11 protein-coding genes and 1 tRNA gene are annotated in these 17,158 nt (G+C 55.3%); 6 read left to right on the forward strand and 6 right to left on the reverse strand.

The genetic code is table 11. The features are described from left to right. Positions 1–156: 156 nt before the first annotated feature. A complete protein-coding gene (locus H7A79_RS10620) occupies positions 157–1,461 on the reverse strand; it encodes a hypothetical protein (protein ID WP_187000221.1) in 1,305 nt (434 codons plus the stop codon). A gap of 12 nt (positions 1,462–1,473) precedes the next feature. Continuing rightward, entirely contained in the window at positions 1,474–4,269 is a 2,796-nt protein-coding gene (gene polA / locus H7A79_RS10625) for a DNA polymerase I (RefSeq protein ID WP_187000222.1), read from the reverse strand. Positions 4,270–4,629: 360 nt separating this feature from the next. Here polA and H7A79_RS10630 point away from each other — a divergent pair, with 360 nt between their 5' ends. Further along, positions 4,630–5,202, forward strand: coding sequence for a TMEM165/GDT1 family protein (locus H7A79_RS10630; protein WP_187000223.1), 573 nt, complete (start codon positions 4,630–4,632; stop codon positions 5,200–5,202). 221 nt (positions 5,203–5,423) lie between these two features. Next, a complete protein-coding gene (locus H7A79_RS10635) occupies positions 5,424–6,053 on the forward strand; it encodes a hypothetical protein (RefSeq protein WP_187000224.1) in 630 nt (209 codons plus the stop codon). 202 nt (positions 6,054–6,255) lie between these two features. Here the strand turns inward: H7A79_RS10635 and mnmG are convergent, their stop codons facing one another. Both mnmG and H7A79_RS10645 read right to left on the reverse strand, forming a co-directional pair. After that, on the reverse strand, positions 6,256–8,142 hold the full coding sequence (gene mnmG, locus H7A79_RS10640) for a tRNA uridine-5-carboxymethylaminomethyl(34) synthesis enzyme MnmG (protein WP_187000225.1): 1,887 nt from the start codon (positions 8,140–8,142) through the stop codon (positions 6,256–6,258). Positions 8,143–8,248: 106 nt separating this feature from the next. Further along, the gene (locus H7A79_RS10645; protein WP_187000226.1) at positions 8,249–8,977 is read right to left on the reverse strand and encodes a YebC/PmpR family DNA-binding transcriptional regulator; all 729 of its coding nucleotides are present in this window, start codon (positions 8,975–8,977) and stop codon (positions 8,249–8,251) included. Between the two features lie 259 nt (positions 8,978–9,236). On the opposite strand from H7A79_RS10645, the gene hslO reads away from it, so the two are divergent. Further along, positions 9,237–10,154 carry an Hsp33 family molecular chaperone HslO gene (gene hslO, locus H7A79_RS10650; RefSeq protein WP_187000227.1) on the forward strand — a complete coding sequence of 306 codons (918 nt, stop codon included), beginning with the start codon at positions 9,237–9,239 and terminating at the stop codon, positions 10,152–10,154. Positions 10,155–10,405: 251 nt separating this feature from the next. Here hslO and H7A79_RS10655 read toward each other — a convergent pair whose 3' ends face one another. After that, the gene (locus tag H7A79_RS10655) at positions 10,406–11,941 is read right to left on the reverse strand and encodes an ABC transporter permease (RefSeq protein WP_187000228.1); all 1,536 of its coding nucleotides are present in this window, start codon (positions 11,939–11,941) and stop codon (positions 10,406–10,408) included. 620 nt (positions 11,942–12,561) lie between these two features. Beyond that, positions 12,562–12,637, reverse strand: a tRNA-Lys gene (locus H7A79_RS10660). A 183-nt stretch (positions 12,638–12,820) separates the two neighbouring features. On the opposite strand from H7A79_RS10660, the gene H7A79_RS10665 reads away from it, so the two are divergent. The 3 genes from H7A79_RS10665 to H7A79_RS10675 all read left to right on the forward strand — a co-directional run bounded on the left by H7A79_RS10665 (position 12,821) and on the right by H7A79_RS10675 (position 17,099). Next, a complete protein-coding gene (locus tag H7A79_RS10665; protein ID WP_135036752.1) occupies positions 12,821–13,174 on the forward strand; it encodes a lipoprotein in 354 nt (117 codons plus the stop codon). Between the two features lie 373 nt (positions 13,175–13,547). After that, positions 13,548–15,701 carry a YccS family putative transporter gene (gene yccS, locus H7A79_RS10670; protein WP_187000229.1) on the forward strand — a complete coding sequence of 718 codons (2,154 nt, stop codon included), beginning with the start codon at positions 13,548–13,550 and terminating at the stop codon, positions 15,699–15,701. Positions 15,702–16,112: 411 nt separating this feature from the next. Beyond that, positions 16,113–17,099: a TerC family protein gene (locus H7A79_RS10675; RefSeq protein WP_187000230.1), complete on the forward strand. Its 987-nt coding sequence runs from the start codon at positions 16,113–16,115 to the stop codon at positions 17,097–17,099. Positions 17,100–17,158: the final 59 nt, after the last annotated feature.

The raw sequence follows: 17,158 nt of genomic DNA on the forward strand, positions 1-17,158 counted from the left end.
GGCCGTCTGAAAGCCAGCTTCCAGACGGCCCGAGGGATTTGAATCTGAATTGAAGTTTGAAAAAGTTACAGCCTGGTATATTTGAATTTCAAGGCCATAACAACTCTATTTTAATTGACAGGATTTAAAATACAGTTGCCACAAGGAATACGCTTACTATTTTTCAATTTTAACCGGAGATACCAATCCCATTAAATTTTGCAAATCCCCCGCTTGAAATTGTATGCACTTTTGCCTTACCTCCTCAGCTTTTATATCTATCGGCGAGTATTTATCATTAAATTTATCAGGAGGGCAGATAATTTTGATTTTTGTTGAATTAACCCATAATTTTCCGTATAGAAATACATCATCTCCGGTTCGCACCAAGTTTACATTACGAATATCTGAAAATTGGTTTTCTTTATCTTTTAAATATTTAACAGGCAAACCAGTTCTTTCAAAATAAGTATTATTTACTTTAAACCAAGAATAATCCGATTGGCTAAACCCTATCACTCTCAACACATTGTGCAGCCTAAAATATACAGGGTAATCAAGCCCTTTAATAATGGAGGACATTGTAAAAATAAAAATAGGAAGGAACAAAACAACAATTCCAAAAAATTTAACCCCTCTCCCGACTTCTCTTATCTGTAGAGATTTTTTATATGATCGAGATATTAATATTATAAAAATATGCCAAAAAATTGCAGCAGCAAGAGAAAAGTATTCATTATAAAATATATAAAATCCCACTACCGATATCACAATAGAAACTAAATAAAAAAATAAAATGTAAAGTACATCTATATTTTTTCTATTTTCACTTTGAGAAAACACGATGATACATGGACTTAATAATTGAGTAAGAAAAATAGTACCTCCAAGTGCGATAGAAAACCATATTCCCCCATCAACGGCTATCTCCATAAAATACAAAGTTGAATCAATTTGATTTAGATAAATCAATAAGGTAAAAAGTCCAAGTAAAGATAAAATCGGCAGACTTCCTAAAATAATTGCCCCTGTAAAATATAGTCTCTCCAGTAATGATTTTTGATTTACAAGCAATTCTTTTAACATTAGTGTATTTATAGATAACTCTAATTTATCCACTTCCTCTTTTTTAAATTTTAATATTTCTTTTTTTAAATTTTTGCATTTATTTTCAGGATCTTCTGAATAAAATTTATAGTTATTTTTTATATCAAATTCATCATATTGAGAAATAAGTCTATATAAATCTAAGTCTAGATGTCGGTTTTGGCATCGTAATATAATTAAAATTTTGTCAATTTTCTCAATAGATTTTTTAGCTTCACTAAACAGCTCTTTTTTTAGTTCATCAATTTCATTTTTTATGGCAGCAATTCGAATCAAAGAAGCTCTTGCAGAAAGAATTTCTCTTTTTTTGTTAAAAACACTCATTCTGTCATGCAGCTTATTAACTTTCTTTTGATATCTTTCAAAGAAATTCATTATATTTTCCTATCAATGCGCCTCTTCCCAATTCCCCCCCACGCCCACTTCGGCGGCCAGCGGCACGTTTAGCCGGCCGTCTGCCACGCCAGCCATGATTTCGGGCAGTTTCTGCTTCACCAATTCCAATTCCGCTTCAGGCACTTCCAGCACCAACTCATCGTGCACCTGCATAATCAGGCGGCTTTGCAGGCCGTCTGAAACGAGCCAGTTGCGCACGTTTATCATGGCGCGTTTGATGAGGTCGGAGGCGGTGCCCTGCATGGGGGCGTTGATGGCAGCGCGTTCGGCGCCGGCGCGCTGGTTGGCGTTGGCGGCGCGGATGTCGGGCAGGTAGAGGCGGCGGCCGAACAGGGTTTCTACATAGCCCTGCGCGGCGGCCTGCTCTTTGGTGCGCTGCATATAGTCGGCCACGCCGGGGTAGCGGGCGAAGTAGCGGTCGATAAAGTTTTTGGCAGAGAGATTATCGATGCCCAGCGATTTGGCCAGCCCGTATTGCCCCATGCCGTAGATCAGGCCGAAGTTGATGGTTTTGGCGTAGCGGCGCTGCTCGCTGCTGACGCTTTCGTGAGCCACGCCGAACACTTCGGCGGCGGTGCGGCGGTGCACGTCTTCGCCGTTTTGAAAGGCGGCCAGCAAGGTTTTGTCGCCGGAGAGGTGCGCCATGATGCGCAGTTCGATTTGCGAATAGTCGGCGGATACGATTACGCTGCCGGCAGGGGCGGTGAAGGCGCGGCGCACGCGGCGGCCTTCGGCGGTGCGGATGGGAATGTTTTGCAGGTTGGGGTTGCTGCTGGCGAGCCGGCCGGTGATGGCAACGGCCTGGGCATAAGTGGTGTGTACGCGGCCGGTTTGCGGGTTGATCATCTCGGGCAGTTTGTCGGTGTAGGTGGATTTGAGTTTGGCCAGGCCGCGGTTTTGCAGAATGATTTTCGGCAGCGGGTAGTCGGGCGCGAGCTGTTCGAGCACGGCCTCATTGGTGGAAATGCCGCCGGAAGCGGTTTTTTTCAGCCCTTTGGTGGGAATGCCCATGATGTGAAACAGAATTTCCTGCAATTGTTTGGGCGAGTTGAGGTTGAAAGGCTGGCCGGCGATTTGGTAGGCCTGCTGCTCGAGCTGCAACAGTCCGCTGCCGAGTTCGCGGCTTTGGCGGGCGAGTTCGCCCGGGTCGATCAATACGCCGTTGCGCTCCATCTCAAACAACACCTGCGCCACCGGCAGCTCCATATTTTCATACATTTCAAGCTGTTCGGCATCCATGCGCGCTTTGAGCCAACTTTCGATGCGCAGGGCGAAATCGGCATCTTGGGCGGCATATTCGGCGGCCTGCTCCAACGCCACATCGGCAAAAGAAATCTGCTTCGCGCCTTTGCCGCACAGCGATTCATAAGTGATGGTGGGCAGGCCGAGCCAGCGGGAGGCCAATTCATCGAGGCCGTGCCCCAAATGGCTTTCGAGAATATAAGAGGCGAGCATGGCATCGCCGGCAATGCCGTTCAAGGCAATGCCGTAGTTGGCGAAAATATGTTGGTCGTATTTAAGGTTTTGGCCGGTTTTTTTGAGCGCGGCATTTTCCAGATGCGGTTTCAGGCGGCTTAAAACATTATTTAAATCAAGCTGCTCGGGCGCAGCGGTGGGGTTGTGCCCGAGCGGGATATACACCGCATCGCCCGGCACAAAAGCAATGCTGATGCCCACCAGCCGCGCATCCATCGGGTTGAGCGAGGTGGTTTCGGTGTCGATTCCGATGGATTCGGCTTGGGATAATCTGTCCAGCAGGGCGGCGAACTGGGCTTCGGCGGTAACCGCTTGGTAATCCAACACGGCAGGCGCGGGGGCAGTTTGCGGCAGGCCGTCTGAAAGGTTTTCAGACGGCCTCTCAGCCGCCAACGCTGCCTGTCCGCCGATATGGGCGGTGTCAAACAAATCTCCGCTGCCTTCGTGCATACGCTCTTGGGCTTCTTTCAGCCAGCTGCGGAAATTCAGGCGTTTGAATTCCACCGCCAGCTGCGCCCATTGCGGCGGGCGGCGGCGCAGGCTTTCGAGGCCGTCTGAAAGCTCGGCGTGCAGATCGACATCGGTTTTGATGGTAACCAGCCGGTAAGACAAGGGCAGTTGCGGCAGCGCGGCTTGCAGGTTTTCGCCCACTTTGCCTTTGATTTCGCCCGCGTGCGCCATCACGTTTTCGAGCGTTCCGTATTGCTCCAGCCATTTCGCCGCCGTTTTCGGGCCGCATTTCTCCACCCCCGGCACGTTGTCCACCTTGTCGCCCATCAGCGCGAGATAGTCGGTGATTTGGCCCGGGTGCACACCGAATTTGGCTTTTACGCCGTCAATATCCAGCGTTTCGTTGCTCATGGTGTTCACCAGCGTAACGTGTCCGCCCACCAACTGCGCCATATCTTTATCACCGGTGGACACCACCACGTTCCAGCCCGCTGCTTCTCCCTGTTTGGCCAAGGTGCCGATAACATCATCGGCTTCCACATCGGGTACCACCAGCACCGGCCAGCCCATCAGCCGCACCATTTCCGGCAGCATTTCCGCCTGCGGGCGCAACTCATCGGGCATCGGCGGGCGGGTGGCTTTGTAGTCGGGAAACATTTGGTGGCGGAAGTTTTTTCCTTTAGCATCAAACACCACCGCGCAATAGTCGTGCGCATAATCGGCGCGCAGGCGGCGCAGCATATTGAGCACGCCGTAGAGCGCGCCGGTGGGCGTGCCGTCAGGTGCGGTTAAGGGCGCCATCGCGTGAAAAGCGCGGTAGAGATAGGAAGAACCGTCAACGAGAAGCAGGGTTGGAATCATGATATTCAGGCCGTCTGAAAAATAGAAAAAACAGAGGGGATTATAAAGGAAAAGGCCGTCTGAAAGGTTTCAGACGGCCTGTAACCTTGCATCAGGCAGGGTTTTTCGGCCTTGAGCCTCCGCGCAGGCCGCCTTATAATCCGCCCTGCGCAAGCGCCTGCCGCCTGCGCCATCCCTTAAGGGAGTAGCCATCCGGCCCGTTCAGGCGGCCGGAACCGCTGTCAACACAATTGCCTTGCAGGCGTGGCAGCGGTATCTCCGCCCGCAACCGGAGACAGGAAAGACTTAAGGCACGCAAACCCCCGCGCGGGCGGTGTTTGCCGTGCTTTCGGTCTGCCCGCAACGGTTTGGGGTGTTTCAATGGAAGCCTTTTTCTCTTCTGCCCTGGGCGTGGCCATCGCCGAAATCGGCGATAAAACCCAACTGCTGGCCTTGTTTCTCGCCGCCCGTTTCGCCCGCAAAAACACGATTGCGGCGGGCATTTTCACCGCAACCCTGCTCAACCATGCCGTTTCTGCCGTGTTCGGCGTGTGGCTGGCACAAACCGTGCCGCCCGAAGTGATGAAATGGATTGTCGGCCTGAGCTTTATTGCGGTCGGCCTGTGGCTGCTTTTGCCCGACCCTCCCGGCGGCCCCGACAACCGCTGGCTGAAATACGGCGCGTTCGGCGCCACTGCGGCGCTGTTTTTTCTGGCCGAAATCGGTGATAAAACGCAGATTGCCACCGTGCTTTTGGCTGCCCGATACCAAGAAATGTTCGGGGTGGTGGCAGGCAGCACACTCGGCCTGATGCTCGCCAGCCTGCCGGCGGTGTATCTGGGCGAAACACTGATGAAAAAAATCCCTCCCAAAGCCGTGCGCCTGTCTGCCTGCGCCCTTTTCTGCATTTTGGGCGCGGCAACCCTGGCCGGCGGCGGCATTTCCCTGCAATAAAGGCCGTCTGAACAATATTTTCCTGATGATTGCCGGTTGCGCCCTCAATTTTGCCCCCTGCCGAACACATAGTGTTGCCCTTCTCCGCCGAATGTTTCAGACGGCCCGTGCGCCTGATTGTAAAAACTTTACATCACTATAGGGGCGGATCAAACCGCTCAGAGCGGAATTGCCGCCGTTTGTTGGCCGCCAACCGGCCATAAAACACTTTTACAGACAATATGGTTATAATCCGCACCCTGCTGTTTCCGTATTCCATCACAACACATTACATGAAACCGTTTCTCTGCTGCATCGCCGCAGTTTTCACTGCATCGGCCGCCCTTCCCGCGCAGGCGGCAACCTATATCTGCAAAGACGGCGGCCGCGCCGTTTACTCCACCATACGGCTCAATGCCGGCTGCACACTCTCGCAGATGGACGGCACCGTAACCCTGCCCGCCGGCGGCATCGCGCTCCCCGGCCAATCCGAAAACGCTTGGGAATCCGAGCAGCCTGCCCACGACATCAAAATCGCGCCTTCCGCGCGCGACACCACCGTTACCAACACTGCCGAAGCCGCTTCGCCTTCGCTGCAGGTGAAAATCCGCAACAATAAAGCGAAAAAGCAGACGCCGCGCAAACCGATTGTGGTGCCGCACATTACCGCCGCCCCTGCCAAACAGCAGCTTTCGCGCCATCAGATTCTGCAAAACGAAATCCGTAATGAGCAAGCCGCGCTGGTGCGCGCCAACGCCCAGTTGAGCATTGCCAAGAAAAAAGGCGACAAAGCCAAAACCACACGCCTGCAGCAGGAAATCCGCGACCGCGAAGCCAGCATCCGCGCCATTCAGGCCGAGATGAAACGCTGATGCGCGGTTGGTTTGACAAACCGTCAGGCCGTCTGAAAACATTCAGACGGCCTGACGGTTGATAAAGGCTTGGAAACACAGCAGCACTGCCCTATTGCCGCAAACCACCTGCTCCGTTACAGTTCGGCTGCATCTTAATGCCGGCCTGCAGCCTGCCTGATGCCGGTTTCAACAACCGTCCGCTCCCCCCCTTTCGGGCTCCTTATTCTGCGTCTTTAAAACCGCGCTTCAAATGCACCATCAATAATGCCACCGCTGCGGGGGTTACGCCGGAAATGCGGCCGGCCTGCCCCACGGTTTCGGGGCGGTGCAGGTTGAGCTTCTGCTGCACTTCTGCCGAGAGGCCTTTCACTTTGCCGTAGTCGATATGTGCGGGCAGCCTGAGCTGCTCCAAATCTTTACGGCTGCCGATTTCTTCGTTTTGGCGGTCGATATAGCCCTGGTATTTCACTTGGATTTCCACCTGCTCCGCCACATCGGCGGCCAGGTTTTCAGACGGCCGCGCGCCCGCCAGCGTCATCAGATCGGCGTAACCGATATTGGGGCGGCGCAGCAGATCGTGCAGGCTGGCCTCGCGCGACAGTGTTTGGCCGAACACGCGCAGCTGCTCGCTTTCGGGCAGTTTCTGCGGCGTGTACCATGTGTTTTTCAGCCGCTGGATTTCGCGCTCGAGCTGTTCGCGCTTTTCGTTAAACGCCCGCCACTGGGCTTCGCAAACCAGCCCGAGGCGGCGGCCGGTTTCCGTGAGCCGCATATCGGCATTGTCTTCGCGCAACTGCAGGCGGTATTCGGCGCGGCTGGTAAACATGCGGTAAGGCTCGTTTACGCCTTGGGTAATCAAATCGTCCACCAACACGCCCAGATAAGCCTGCCCGCGCTGCAGCAGCAGCGGTTCTTGTTCGCGCACATACTGCACGGCGTTTGCGCCGGCCAGCAGGCCTTGTGCCGCCGCTTCTTCGTAGCCTGTGGTGCCGTTGATCTGGCCGGCGAAAAACAGGCCGGCAACGGTTTTGGTTTCCAGGCTGGCTTTGAGGTTGCGCGGGTCGAAATAATCGTATTCGATGGCGTAGCCGGGGCGCAGGATATGGGCGTTTTCCAAGCCTTTCATGCTGCGCACCAGCGCCAGTTGGATGTCGAACGGCAGGCTGGTGGAGATGCCGTTGGGGTAGTATTCGTGAGTGGCGAGCCCTTCGGGCTCGAGAAAAATCTGGTGGCTTTCTTTATCGGCAAAGCGGTTGATTTTGTCTTCTATCGAGGGGCAGTAACGCGGCCCGGTGCCTTCGATTTTGCCGGTAAACATCGGGCTGCGGCTGAAACCCGAGCGGATAATCTCGTGGGTGTGCAGATTGGTGTGGGTAATCCAGCAGGAAACCTGGCGCGGATGCATGGCAGCGCTGCCGCGCACGGAAAACACCGGCACAGGCGTATCACCGGGCTGTTCGGCGAGTTGTGAGAAATCGATGGTGCGCCCGTCTATGCGCGGCGGCGTGCCGGTTTTCAGACGGCCCTGCGGCAGGCTAAGCTCTTTCAGACGGCCCGACAACCCCTGCGCGGCAGGGTCGCCGGCGCGGCCGCCGGCATAGTTTTGCAGGCCGATATGGATTTTGCCGGCCAGAAACGTGCCGGCGGTCAATACCACCGCGCGGGCTTTGAATTCCACGCCCATCTCGGTTTTCACGCCCGCTGCGTGGCTGCCCTCCAGCGTGATGTCTTCCACCGACTGTTGGAAAATTTCGAGATTCGGCTGGTTTTCGAGCATACCGCGTATGGCCGCTTTATAGAGAATGCGGTCGGCCTGCACGCGGGTGGCGCGCACCGCCGAGCCTTTGCTGGCGTTAAGGCGGCGGAACTGGATGCCGCTCTTATCGGCAGCCAGCGCCATTGCGCCGCCCAGCGCATCGACTTCGCGCACCAAATGGCCTTTGCCGATGCCGCCGACAGAGGGGTTGCACGACATTTGGCCGAGGGTTTCGATATTGTGGGTGAGCAGCAGGGTTTGCGCGCCCATGCGGGCGGCAGCCAGCGCGGCTTCGGTGCCGGCATGGCCGCCGCCGACCACGATTACATCGTAGGTTTTGGGGTAAATCATGATGTCGGATACGTTGAAAAAACAGTATGGTTATATGATGCGCTTTCAAGGCCGTCTGAACCTTTCAGACGGCCTTGTCTGTAAAAACAACGGCAGGCCTGCCCGCTTATTCGAAATTCAACACGGCAGAAGTGTAAACGTTTTGCACATCGTCCAAATCTTCGAGCGCATCGATGAGCTTCTGCATTTTATCGGCATCTTCGCCGCTCAGCTCGGTTTCGTTTTGCGCGCGCATGGTAACGTCGCCGTCTTCCGATTGGAAACCTGCCCCTTCGAGCGCGGCTTTCACGCCCGCCCAATCGTTGGGGGCGGTGATCACTTCGATGGAGCCGTCGTCGTTGGCCACCACGTCTTGCGCACCGGCTTCCAGCGCAGCTTCCATCAGCGCATCTTCGTCTGTTTCCGGCGCAAACAGCAGATAGCCCTGATGCACGAAATTGAAGGCCACGCAGCCGTCTGTGCCGAGGTTGCCGCCGTTTTTGTTGAAAGCATGGCGCACATCGGCCACGGTACGGGTTTTGTTGTCGGTGAGGCAGTCCACCATCAGCGCGGCACCGCCGATACCGTAGCCCTCGTAGCGCAGCTCGGTGTATTCCACGCCTTCCAGATTGCCGGTGCCTTTGTCGATGGCGCGTTGGATGTTGTCTTTGGGCATATTGTTGCCGGTGGCCTTGTCCACCGCCAGGCGCAGGCGCGGGTTGGATGCAGGGTCGCCGCCGCCCATTCTGGCGGCAACGGTGATTTCTTTGATCAAGCGCGTGAAGATTTTGCCGCGTTTGGCATCCTGACGGCTTTTACGGTGTTGGATATTCGCCCATTTGCTGTGGCCGGCCATGATTTTCCTTTCAGTTTCTCAATTTTTGCAACCGGCCGGTGGCGGCCGGTTATTTTTAAAGGCCGCTATTTTAGCATAACCGTGAATCTGCATATTTCCGATAAGGCCGGGCAATGCCGTCCGGTACGCAAAGTGCAGCACCCGCAGCAAAAACGTGCGGCTTCACCGGGCTGGAGCGCATGTTCAAGCACCGGCCTTGATTTCAGACGGCCTGTAACCATATTGGAGCCATCTGAAAAACCGATCAGGAAACGTTTTTATGACAACCCTACCCTCTGCCGCAAGCGCCCGCAGTGCCGATTGCCGCACCCGTTTTATTTTCGACAATATGCCCGTGCGCGGCCAGCACGTGCGCCTGGAAGGCGTATGGCGGCACATCGCCGGCCAGAAACGCTACCCTGCCGCCATCCGCCGCGCCTTGGGCGAGCTGCTGGCTGCCGGTGCGCTGCTTTCGAGCAACCTGAAAACCGAAGGCACGCTGATTATGCAGGTGCAGGGGCAGGGCCGTCTGAAAATGCTGGTGGTGGAAGCCACATCTGCCGGCACCTGCCGCGCCACTGCCCGATGGGACACGCAGTCGGTCATCAACGATGATGAAAACCTGCACAGCCTGCTGGGCGGAAACGGCATTTTTGCGATTACCCTGCAACCGCAAGAGGGCGAACCGTGGCAGGGGGTGGTTCCGCTCGAGGGCGAGGGCATTGCGCAAATGCTGATGAACTATATGAAACGCTCGGAACAGCTCGACACCCGCATCACGCTGGCCGCTTCCGATGAAGCCTGCGGCGGCCTGCTGGTGCAGCGTCTGCCCGAGTCCGCCCCCGATCCCGAATCTTGGGAACACGTTGGCACGCTCGTGCAAACCGTGAGCGCAAAAGAGCTGGTACAGTTAGACGCGCACAGCCTGCTTTACCGCCTGTTCCACCAAACCCCGCCGCGCGTGTTTGATGCCGAGCCCATCGAATTTGCCTGCACCTGCTCGCGCGGCAAGGTCAGCGATATGCTGCTGATGCTGGGCGGCGAAGAAGTCGGCTCGGTTTTGGAAGAACAAGGCAGCGTGGAAATCGACTGCGATTTCTGCAGCGCCCGCTATGTGTTTGACGAAACCGACATCAGCGCGCTGTTCGGCACGGATCCTGCCGCCGCCGTGTGCAGCGGAGGGGCGCGGGTTCAATAATGCCAAAAACCGTTGGGGGTCGTCTGAAACAGCTTTCAGACGGCCTTTGCCTTTCAAGTCAACTTGTCGCCTGAGATCTTTGCAAAATCCCTTTCAGCATCTTAAAACCTCTGCGCCATGCTCGGGCTTGACCCGAGCATCTTTTCGTTTCAAAAGAAATAACAGATACCCGCGTCAAGCCCGGGTATGACGGAACATAAATCAATTCAGGATGAAAACGTATTTTCCCAAGGCCTCCGGCTGCGTGGCTTTCAGACGGCCTTCTCCTGTTTATCGGCGGCATCCAGCAATACAAACACCAGCAAAGCCGACAACATCAGCCCCGCCGTGAGTACCATCGCGCTGTCGTGGTTTTCTGCGCCCGCCGTACCGAGATAGCGGTAAATCAGGGTGGTGAGCGTTTGCCATTCGGGGCGCGACAGAAACAGAGTGGCGGCAAATTCGCCCACACAGGTGGCAGCGGCCAAAGCCAGCCCTCGCCTTAAAGCGGGCAGCAGCAGCGGAGCGGTAACGGTTAAGGCCGTCTGAAACGGCGTGGCGCCCAAGCTGCGGGCGGCGGCGGCATAACCTGCAGGCAGTGCGTCCCACGCGGCGAGCAGGTCTTTGGCGATAAAGGGATAGGCCAGCAAGGCATAAGCGGCCACCAACAGCGGCAGCGATGCCGTCCATTCGGGGTAAAGCAGCAGCAGCCCGAAGGCCACGCACACGGGCGACACCATAAACGGCAGAAACGTCAGCGTGCGCACCCATGCGGCGCGGCGGGCCAAAGCCGCGTGCAGCACGCCCAGCAGCAAGGCCGACAACATTGCGCCGAAAGTGAAGCGCAAAGTGTTCCACAACGCGTGCAGCGTGTCGGCCAGCCGCCACACCTGCCAGGCATCCCCTGCCTGCGCTGCCCGCCACCACACGGCCACCAGCGGCAGGGCGCAGCAGACGGCCAAAAGCAGCAGCGAACCTGCCAGCAGGGCTTTGGCAGCCGGCGTGCGCGGCGGAGAGGGCGGCAGCGGCCGGATGGTGCGGCCCGAAGCAGTCAGGCGGCTGAAACGCGCATACAGCACCCCCGCCAGCGCAGTAACCGCCAACACCAGCCACACCAACACCGAAGCCTGCGCCATATCGAGCTCATAGGCAATCAGTTGGTAGATTTCCACTTCTACCGTGGCATAACGGCTGCCGCCCAGCAGCAGTGCCAGCCCGAAACCCGAAAAACAATATAAAAACACCAAACACACGCCGCCTGCCAGCCACGGCTGCAACACGGGGCGTTCGACATGCCAAAAACGCTGCCATGTGTTTGCACCCAAAGTCTGCGCCGTGTACAGCCGCGCCGCAGGCACCTGCACCAACCCCTGATACGCCGCGCGCACCAGCACGGGCAGATTGAAAAATACATTGCCGTAAAGCAGCAGATAGGGCGTGTCTTCCCAGCCCGCCCACAACAGGCCGTGCGGGCCGAACAACGCCAGCACGCCCATGCCGGCCACCAGCGTGGGCATCACAAACGGCAGCATCAGCAGGCGCAGAATCCAAAGCCGCCCGCGAAATTCCAGCCGTGCCAAAACCCAAGCCGCCGACACCCCAGCCGGCAGCACCAACGCGCAGGTAGCCGCCGCCTGAAGCGTGGTCCAGCCGATACGCCACTGTATGTATCCGTCCTGCAGCACCTGCCATGCCGCCGCGCCGCCTTCATAAAACGCCAAGGCAAACAAAGGCGCAACCACCATCACGGCAAGAAAACCGAGCGGCAGCACAAGCAACAGAGCAGCAATAGGTTTAGACAAATTCATAGCAATAAAACGGAGTGGAAAACGTTGCGGCACGGTAAAGGAAAACAGCAGATTGCCCTTTGCAGAATCCGAAAACACCCAAAAAGGCCATTTTACGTTGGTAACTGCACCGCCGCAGCACATTTGCGCAAGCCGATGACAGCAGGCATGTTCAGACGGCCTGTTTCCATATACGGAACCTCTGCAAATTCACCATAATCACCGCGAAATATCTGTATCCCGTATCAAACGGACGGGTTGATTGGCGGGGCAACCACTGTTTTGCTGTTGGCGCGGGGGTAAAAAATCACCCACATTCAGCATGATTCCGCGCCGGCAACTGCAAAAGATAAAAATAATTTATCTGGCCCGCCAGGAGAAACTGCCGATTTGGGCAATAGGCCGTCTGAAAAGCCCGCAACCGACCCTACCGATTCCGCCCTCGGAGTATTCCGCCCGACAAAAGCCCGTATCACATCACGGGTTCATTATGGCGGCACGGCCGATACGGCAGAAAAATTTATACCATTACGCTGCCTTGTCAGGCGGTGCCGGCCTCGGTTTCGGCACAAATCCGGCACACCCCGGAACAGGCAATGGCAAAGAAAAAAGCCTAAACACTTGTTTAGGCTTTGGAAATTTGGTGGGTCGTGAAGGATTCGAACCTTCGACCAACGGATTAAAAGTCCGCTGCTCTACCAGCTGAGCTAACGACCCGAAGAACGCGCATTTTAATCATGCGCAGTTTTCCTGTCAAGTGTTTTTGGGCGGTTTTGTGGATTTTATATAGAAACTGCCGTAATAATTCATTTCACCGGCAGTAGATATGCTATTATTCTCTACATTCCGGCAAATGATGCCGGTGGACTCTGATATTTCACACACGAGGATAAATCTGAAATGAAAAAATTGTTGATTGCTGCTTTAGCCGCGGCTGCTTTGGCCGCATGCTCGCAAGAGGCCAAACAAGAAACGAAAGAAGCCATGCAGGCCGTGGCTTCTGACGTGAAAACCGATGCCGCCGCCGCCCAGGCCGAAGCAGCTTCTGCCGTAAACAGCGTGGTTGAGGCGGCCAAAGAAGCAGGTGCAGAAATGGAAAACGCGGCTTCCCATGCAGCAGAAGCCGGAAAAGAAGCGGCTGAAGCGGGCAAAGATATGGCGGCCGATGCGGTAAGTGCGGTTAAAGAAGCTGCCGAGGACGCGGCAACTGCGGCCAAAGAAGCAGCAGCCAAAGTGAAAGAGGCGGCGCAATAAGCAGTAACTGCCTGATAAAAGGGTGGGCGCGGCTGCCTGCCCTTTTGCCGTTTTAAGGCCGTCTGAAACCTATTTAGCGGATTCATACTTCGATACAAGACAGCAAGCCGCAGACAATACAAGTCGTACGGCAAGGCGCAGCAACGCCGTGGCTAAAGTTCAGTTAATCTGCTATCGCGTGCTTTCATTTCTGTTGCGGCGTTGCCGTGCTGCTTTATTGCCTGCAGCTTGCCGCCTTACCGGAAATAAAGTGGATTCGCTATATGCCCCAAGACTTTGCGGCCGGGATTCGGTATGGCCGCCTTACCGGTGCGCCGTATAAATCCTGTACAATTGCCTTTCTTATCCCCTCCCGCCCGATGCGGATTCTGTTATGCGTACGCCTGCCGTCAATCCTAAAATCATTGCCACGCTGCCGGTTTTTTTCAGCGTGCTCATTGCCACTGTGTTTATTTGGTATTTCAATGTGCCGAAGCTCACCACGCCGTTTGTGCTGGGCATTATTGCCGGCGGTTTGGTGGATTTGGACAACCGTCTGACCGGCCGTCTGAAAAATATCGTGATAACGGTGGTGCTGTTTTCGATTGCTTCGCTTTCGGCACAAATCACTTACGGCTCGGGCCTGCCGTTTATTCTCGCGATGACGCTGCTTACCCTGGTGTTTACGCTGATGGGGGCGGTGGGGCTGCGTTACCGCACGCTTGCATTCGGCGCGCTGGCGGTGGCTACTTACACCACTTTGTCGTACACGCCCGGTATGCCGTGGGGGGTCAATCCGTTGATGATTTTGTGCGGCACCCTGCTCTACAGCGTGATGACGCTGATTCTGCATATTGTGTTTCCGCACCGTCCCGTACAGGAAAATATGGCGGCCGCCTATTCGGCTCTGGGCGGTTATCTGGATGCCAAAGCCGAATTTTTCGACCCCGATGAAACCGAGCAGTTGGAAAACCGCCAAATTGATTTGGCAATGAAAAACACCGCCATCATCGAAGCATTCAACCGCTGCCGCAACGCGCTGTTTTACCGTATGCGCGGGCAGCACCGCCACCCGCGCACCAGCCGTATGCTGCGCTATTACTTCACCGCACAGGATATTCACGAGCGCATCAGCTCCACCTATATGGATTACCGCGAGCTGGCCGAAACCTTAAAAAACACCGACTTGATTTTCCGCATCCACCGCCTGCTCGAATTGCAGGCGCAGGCCTGCCGCGATGTGGCCGAAAGCCTGCGCAGCGGGCAGCCCTACCAATACAGCAAACGCCTGCAGCGCGCCATCGAGGGCTGCCGCCAATCGCTGAAACTGTATGCCGCAGCCCACGGCGGCGGCGGGGTACACACCCTGCAGAGGCTGCTGGAAAACCTGTTCAGCGTTGACTACCAGCTCAGCCACATCGAAAGCGGCAATCAAGAAGAGGAAGAGATGCCGTCTGAAAAACACCGCATTGCCGGCATGGAAGGCGGCGGCCTGCGCAATGTTTGGCGCACTGTGCGCAGCCAGCTTAATTTTGAATCGGCGGTATTCCGCCACGCCGTGCGTCTGGCCGTTGTGGTGTTTACTGCCTGCACCATCGTTGAAGTGTTCCATATCCACTTCGGCTATTGGATTCTGCTCACAGCGGTGTTTGTGTGCCAACCCAACTATTCTGCCACCAAAAGCCGCATCAACCAGCGCATCGCCGGCACGGTGCTGGGGGTATTGGCCGGCTCGCTGGTGCCCTATTTCACGCCTTCGGTTGAAACCAAACTGTGGATTGTGTTGGCGGCCACCACGCTGTTTTTCTTTTTCCGCACCTTTAAATACAGCTTTTCCACCTTTTTCATCACCGTGCAGGCGCTTACCGCGCTGTCGCTGGCGGGCGAAGACGTGTTTTCGCTCACCTGGCACCGTATGGCCGACACCTTGATCGGCTCGGCCATCGCCTGGGGCGCGGTGTCGTATCTGTGGCCCGATTGGCACTATCTCACCCTCGAACGCACTGCAGCACAAGCCGTGAGCCGCAACGGCGTTTACCTGCGCCATATTCTCGGCCAGCTGCAAAACGGCGGTTCGGACGACATGGCCTACCGCGTGGCCCGCCGCCGCGCCCACGAAGCCGCCGCATCGTTGAGCAGCACACTTTCCGACATGAGCGGCGAGCCGAAAAAATACGCAGCCAAACTGCAAGACGGCTTTACCCTGCTCAAAACCAGCCATGCCCTGATCGGCTATATTTCCGCCCTCGGCGCCTACCGCAACCAAATAACGCAAGGGTGTGCCCCCGAGTTCGGCGGAAATTTCTACCGAACCGCCTATCAAGCGGCAGATATGCTGGAAAATCTGGCTGCACAGCCGCCCGAAGCATTTCAGACGGCCTCGGAACAGATAAGGCAAGAGTTGGCGCAGCTGCACGGCATGATTGGCAGCGACCGCCAAAGCAGCATACTCTGGCAGCAGTTGAACCTTATCGCCCGCCAACTCGAACCCTGCTACCGTATGCTTCACAATACGCAGGCAGGCGGCCTGGAGGCGGCATCAGCCTGATAACCGGTGTTTTGCCCGATTGTGCCGGTTTTCGCTTTATCCGCCCTCCCGGGCGGTAACCATGCAGACAGCCGTTTGAAGATATTTGTGCCGCGTTCCATCCGGCCGTCTGAAAAATAAAAAAATAAAAACCGGTATGGCCGGTTCGCCGTGATGACACATAAGCCGCCGAACCGAAAGCCGTACCACAGACCCGGGCGGCGCAGCCGTTATCTGAAAATGGGGCTGTTATGGCAGAAAGTATCATCTTTTCCTTCTTCTGACACGCTCTCTTTCCAACAGCCTGCTGCGCGGCCGTTATTGTTCAGACGGCCGCGCAATTAATTTATGATGGAAAACAACCATATCGGGCAGATATGTTAAAATGCCGCCTTTTTCGCACCCTCACGTTTTTTTAGGAAAGCAACCATTATGGTCGGACATCCCTCAGTCGGCACCCCCTTGTTTTACGGGATATTTTTTGCTGCCATTTTAGTGATGATTGCCGTTGATATGCTGTCGCTCAAAAAAACCGGCACACATAAAGTCGGCCTGAAAGAAGCACTGGCATGGTCTGCCGTGTGGGTGGCGGTATCGTGCGCCTTTGCCGGCTGGCTGTATTTCGAGCTGGCGGGCAATCCGCTCTACGGGCACGATGTTGCGAAACAGAAAACGCTGGAGTTTTTCACCGGCTATGTGTTGGAAAAATCGTTGGCGGTAGATAATATCTTCGTGTTTTTAATGATTTTTTCCTATTTCAAAGTGCAGCCGCAATACCAACACCGCGTGTTGCTCTACGGCGTGTTCGGCGCCATCGCGCTGCGCATGATCATGATTTTTATCGGCGCGGCACTGGTGAGCCGTTTCGAGTGGATTTTATATGTGTTCGGCGCCTTTCTGCTCTACACCGGCTTGAAAATGATCAAACCGGGCGGTGATGACGATGAGGATTTGTCGGGCAACAAACTGCTCAACTGGGTAAAAAGCCATATTCCGGTGAGCAAAGATTTCCACGGCGAAAAATTCTTCACCGTTGAAAACGGCAAACGCATTGCCACCCCCATGCTGCTGGTGCTGGTGATGATCGAAATGAGCGATGTTGTCTTCGCGGTGGACAGCATTCCGGCGGTTTTCGCTGTTACCACCGACCCGTTTATCGTGCTCACGTCCAACATTTTCGCCATTCTCGGCCTGCGCGCCATGTATTTTCTGCTGGCCGACATTGCCGACCGTTTCGTATTTTTAAAATTCGGCCTGGCCTTCGTATTGGGTTTTATCGGCATCAAAATGCTGATTATGCACTGGGTGCATATTCCCGTGGGCGTGTCGCTTTCCGTGGTGTTCGGCGCGCTGGGCGTGTCGGTGTTGATTTCGCTGATGCACAGCCGCAAAGAAAGCCCCCCCGCAGACCCGCTGTAAAACCTAAAAAGCAGATGTTTCAAGCATCTGCTTTTTTTCGATATCAGGCAGCAAACCAA

This window comes from Neisseria musculi, assembly GCF_014297595.2.
GTDB lineage: Bacteria > Pseudomonadota > Gammaproteobacteria > Burkholderiales > Neisseriaceae > Neisseria > Neisseria musculi.

Bases quoted from the DNA above. Each gene is read 5' to 3' on its own strand.
- polA (WP_187000222.1), bottom strand. From the start codon at position 4,269: ATGATTCCAACCCTGCTTCTCGTTGACGGTTCTTCCTATCTCTACCGC.
- H7A79_RS10620 (WP_187000221.1), bottom strand. From the start codon at position 1,461: ATGAATTTCTTTGAAAGATATCAAAAGAAAGTTAATAAGCTGCATGAC.
- mnmG (WP_187000225.1), bottom strand. From the start codon at position 8,142: ATGATTTACCCCAAAACCTACGATGTAATCGTGGTCGGCGGCGGCCAT.
- yccS (WP_187000229.1), top strand. From the start codon at position 13,548: ATGCGTACGCCTGCCGTCAATCCTAAAATCATTGCCACGCTGCCGGTT.
- H7A79_RS10655 (WP_187000228.1), bottom strand. From the start codon at position 11,941: ATGAATTTGTCTAAACCTATTGCTGCTCTGTTGCTTGTGCTGCCGCTC.
- H7A79_RS10675 (WP_187000230.1), top strand. From the start codon at position 16,113: ATGGTCGGACATCCCTCAGTCGGCACCCCCTTGTTTTACGGGATATTT.
- hslO (WP_187000227.1), top strand. From the start codon at position 9,237: ATGACAACCCTACCCTCTGCCGCAAGCGCCCGCAGTGCCGATTGCCGC.
- H7A79_RS10645 (WP_187000226.1), bottom strand. From the start codon at position 8,977: ATGGCCGGCCACAGCAAATGGGCGAATATCCAACACCGTAAAAGCCGT.
- H7A79_RS10630 (WP_187000223.1), top strand. From the start codon at position 4,630: ATGGAAGCCTTTTTCTCTTCTGCCCTGGGCGTGGCCATCGCCGAAATC.
- H7A79_RS10665 (WP_135036752.1), top strand. From the start codon at position 12,821: ATGAAAAAATTGTTGATTGCTGCTTTAGCCGCGGCTGCTTTGGCCGCA.
- H7A79_RS10635 (WP_187000224.1), top strand. From the start codon at position 5,424: ATGGTTATAATCCGCACCCTGCTGTTTCCGTATTCCATCACAACACAT.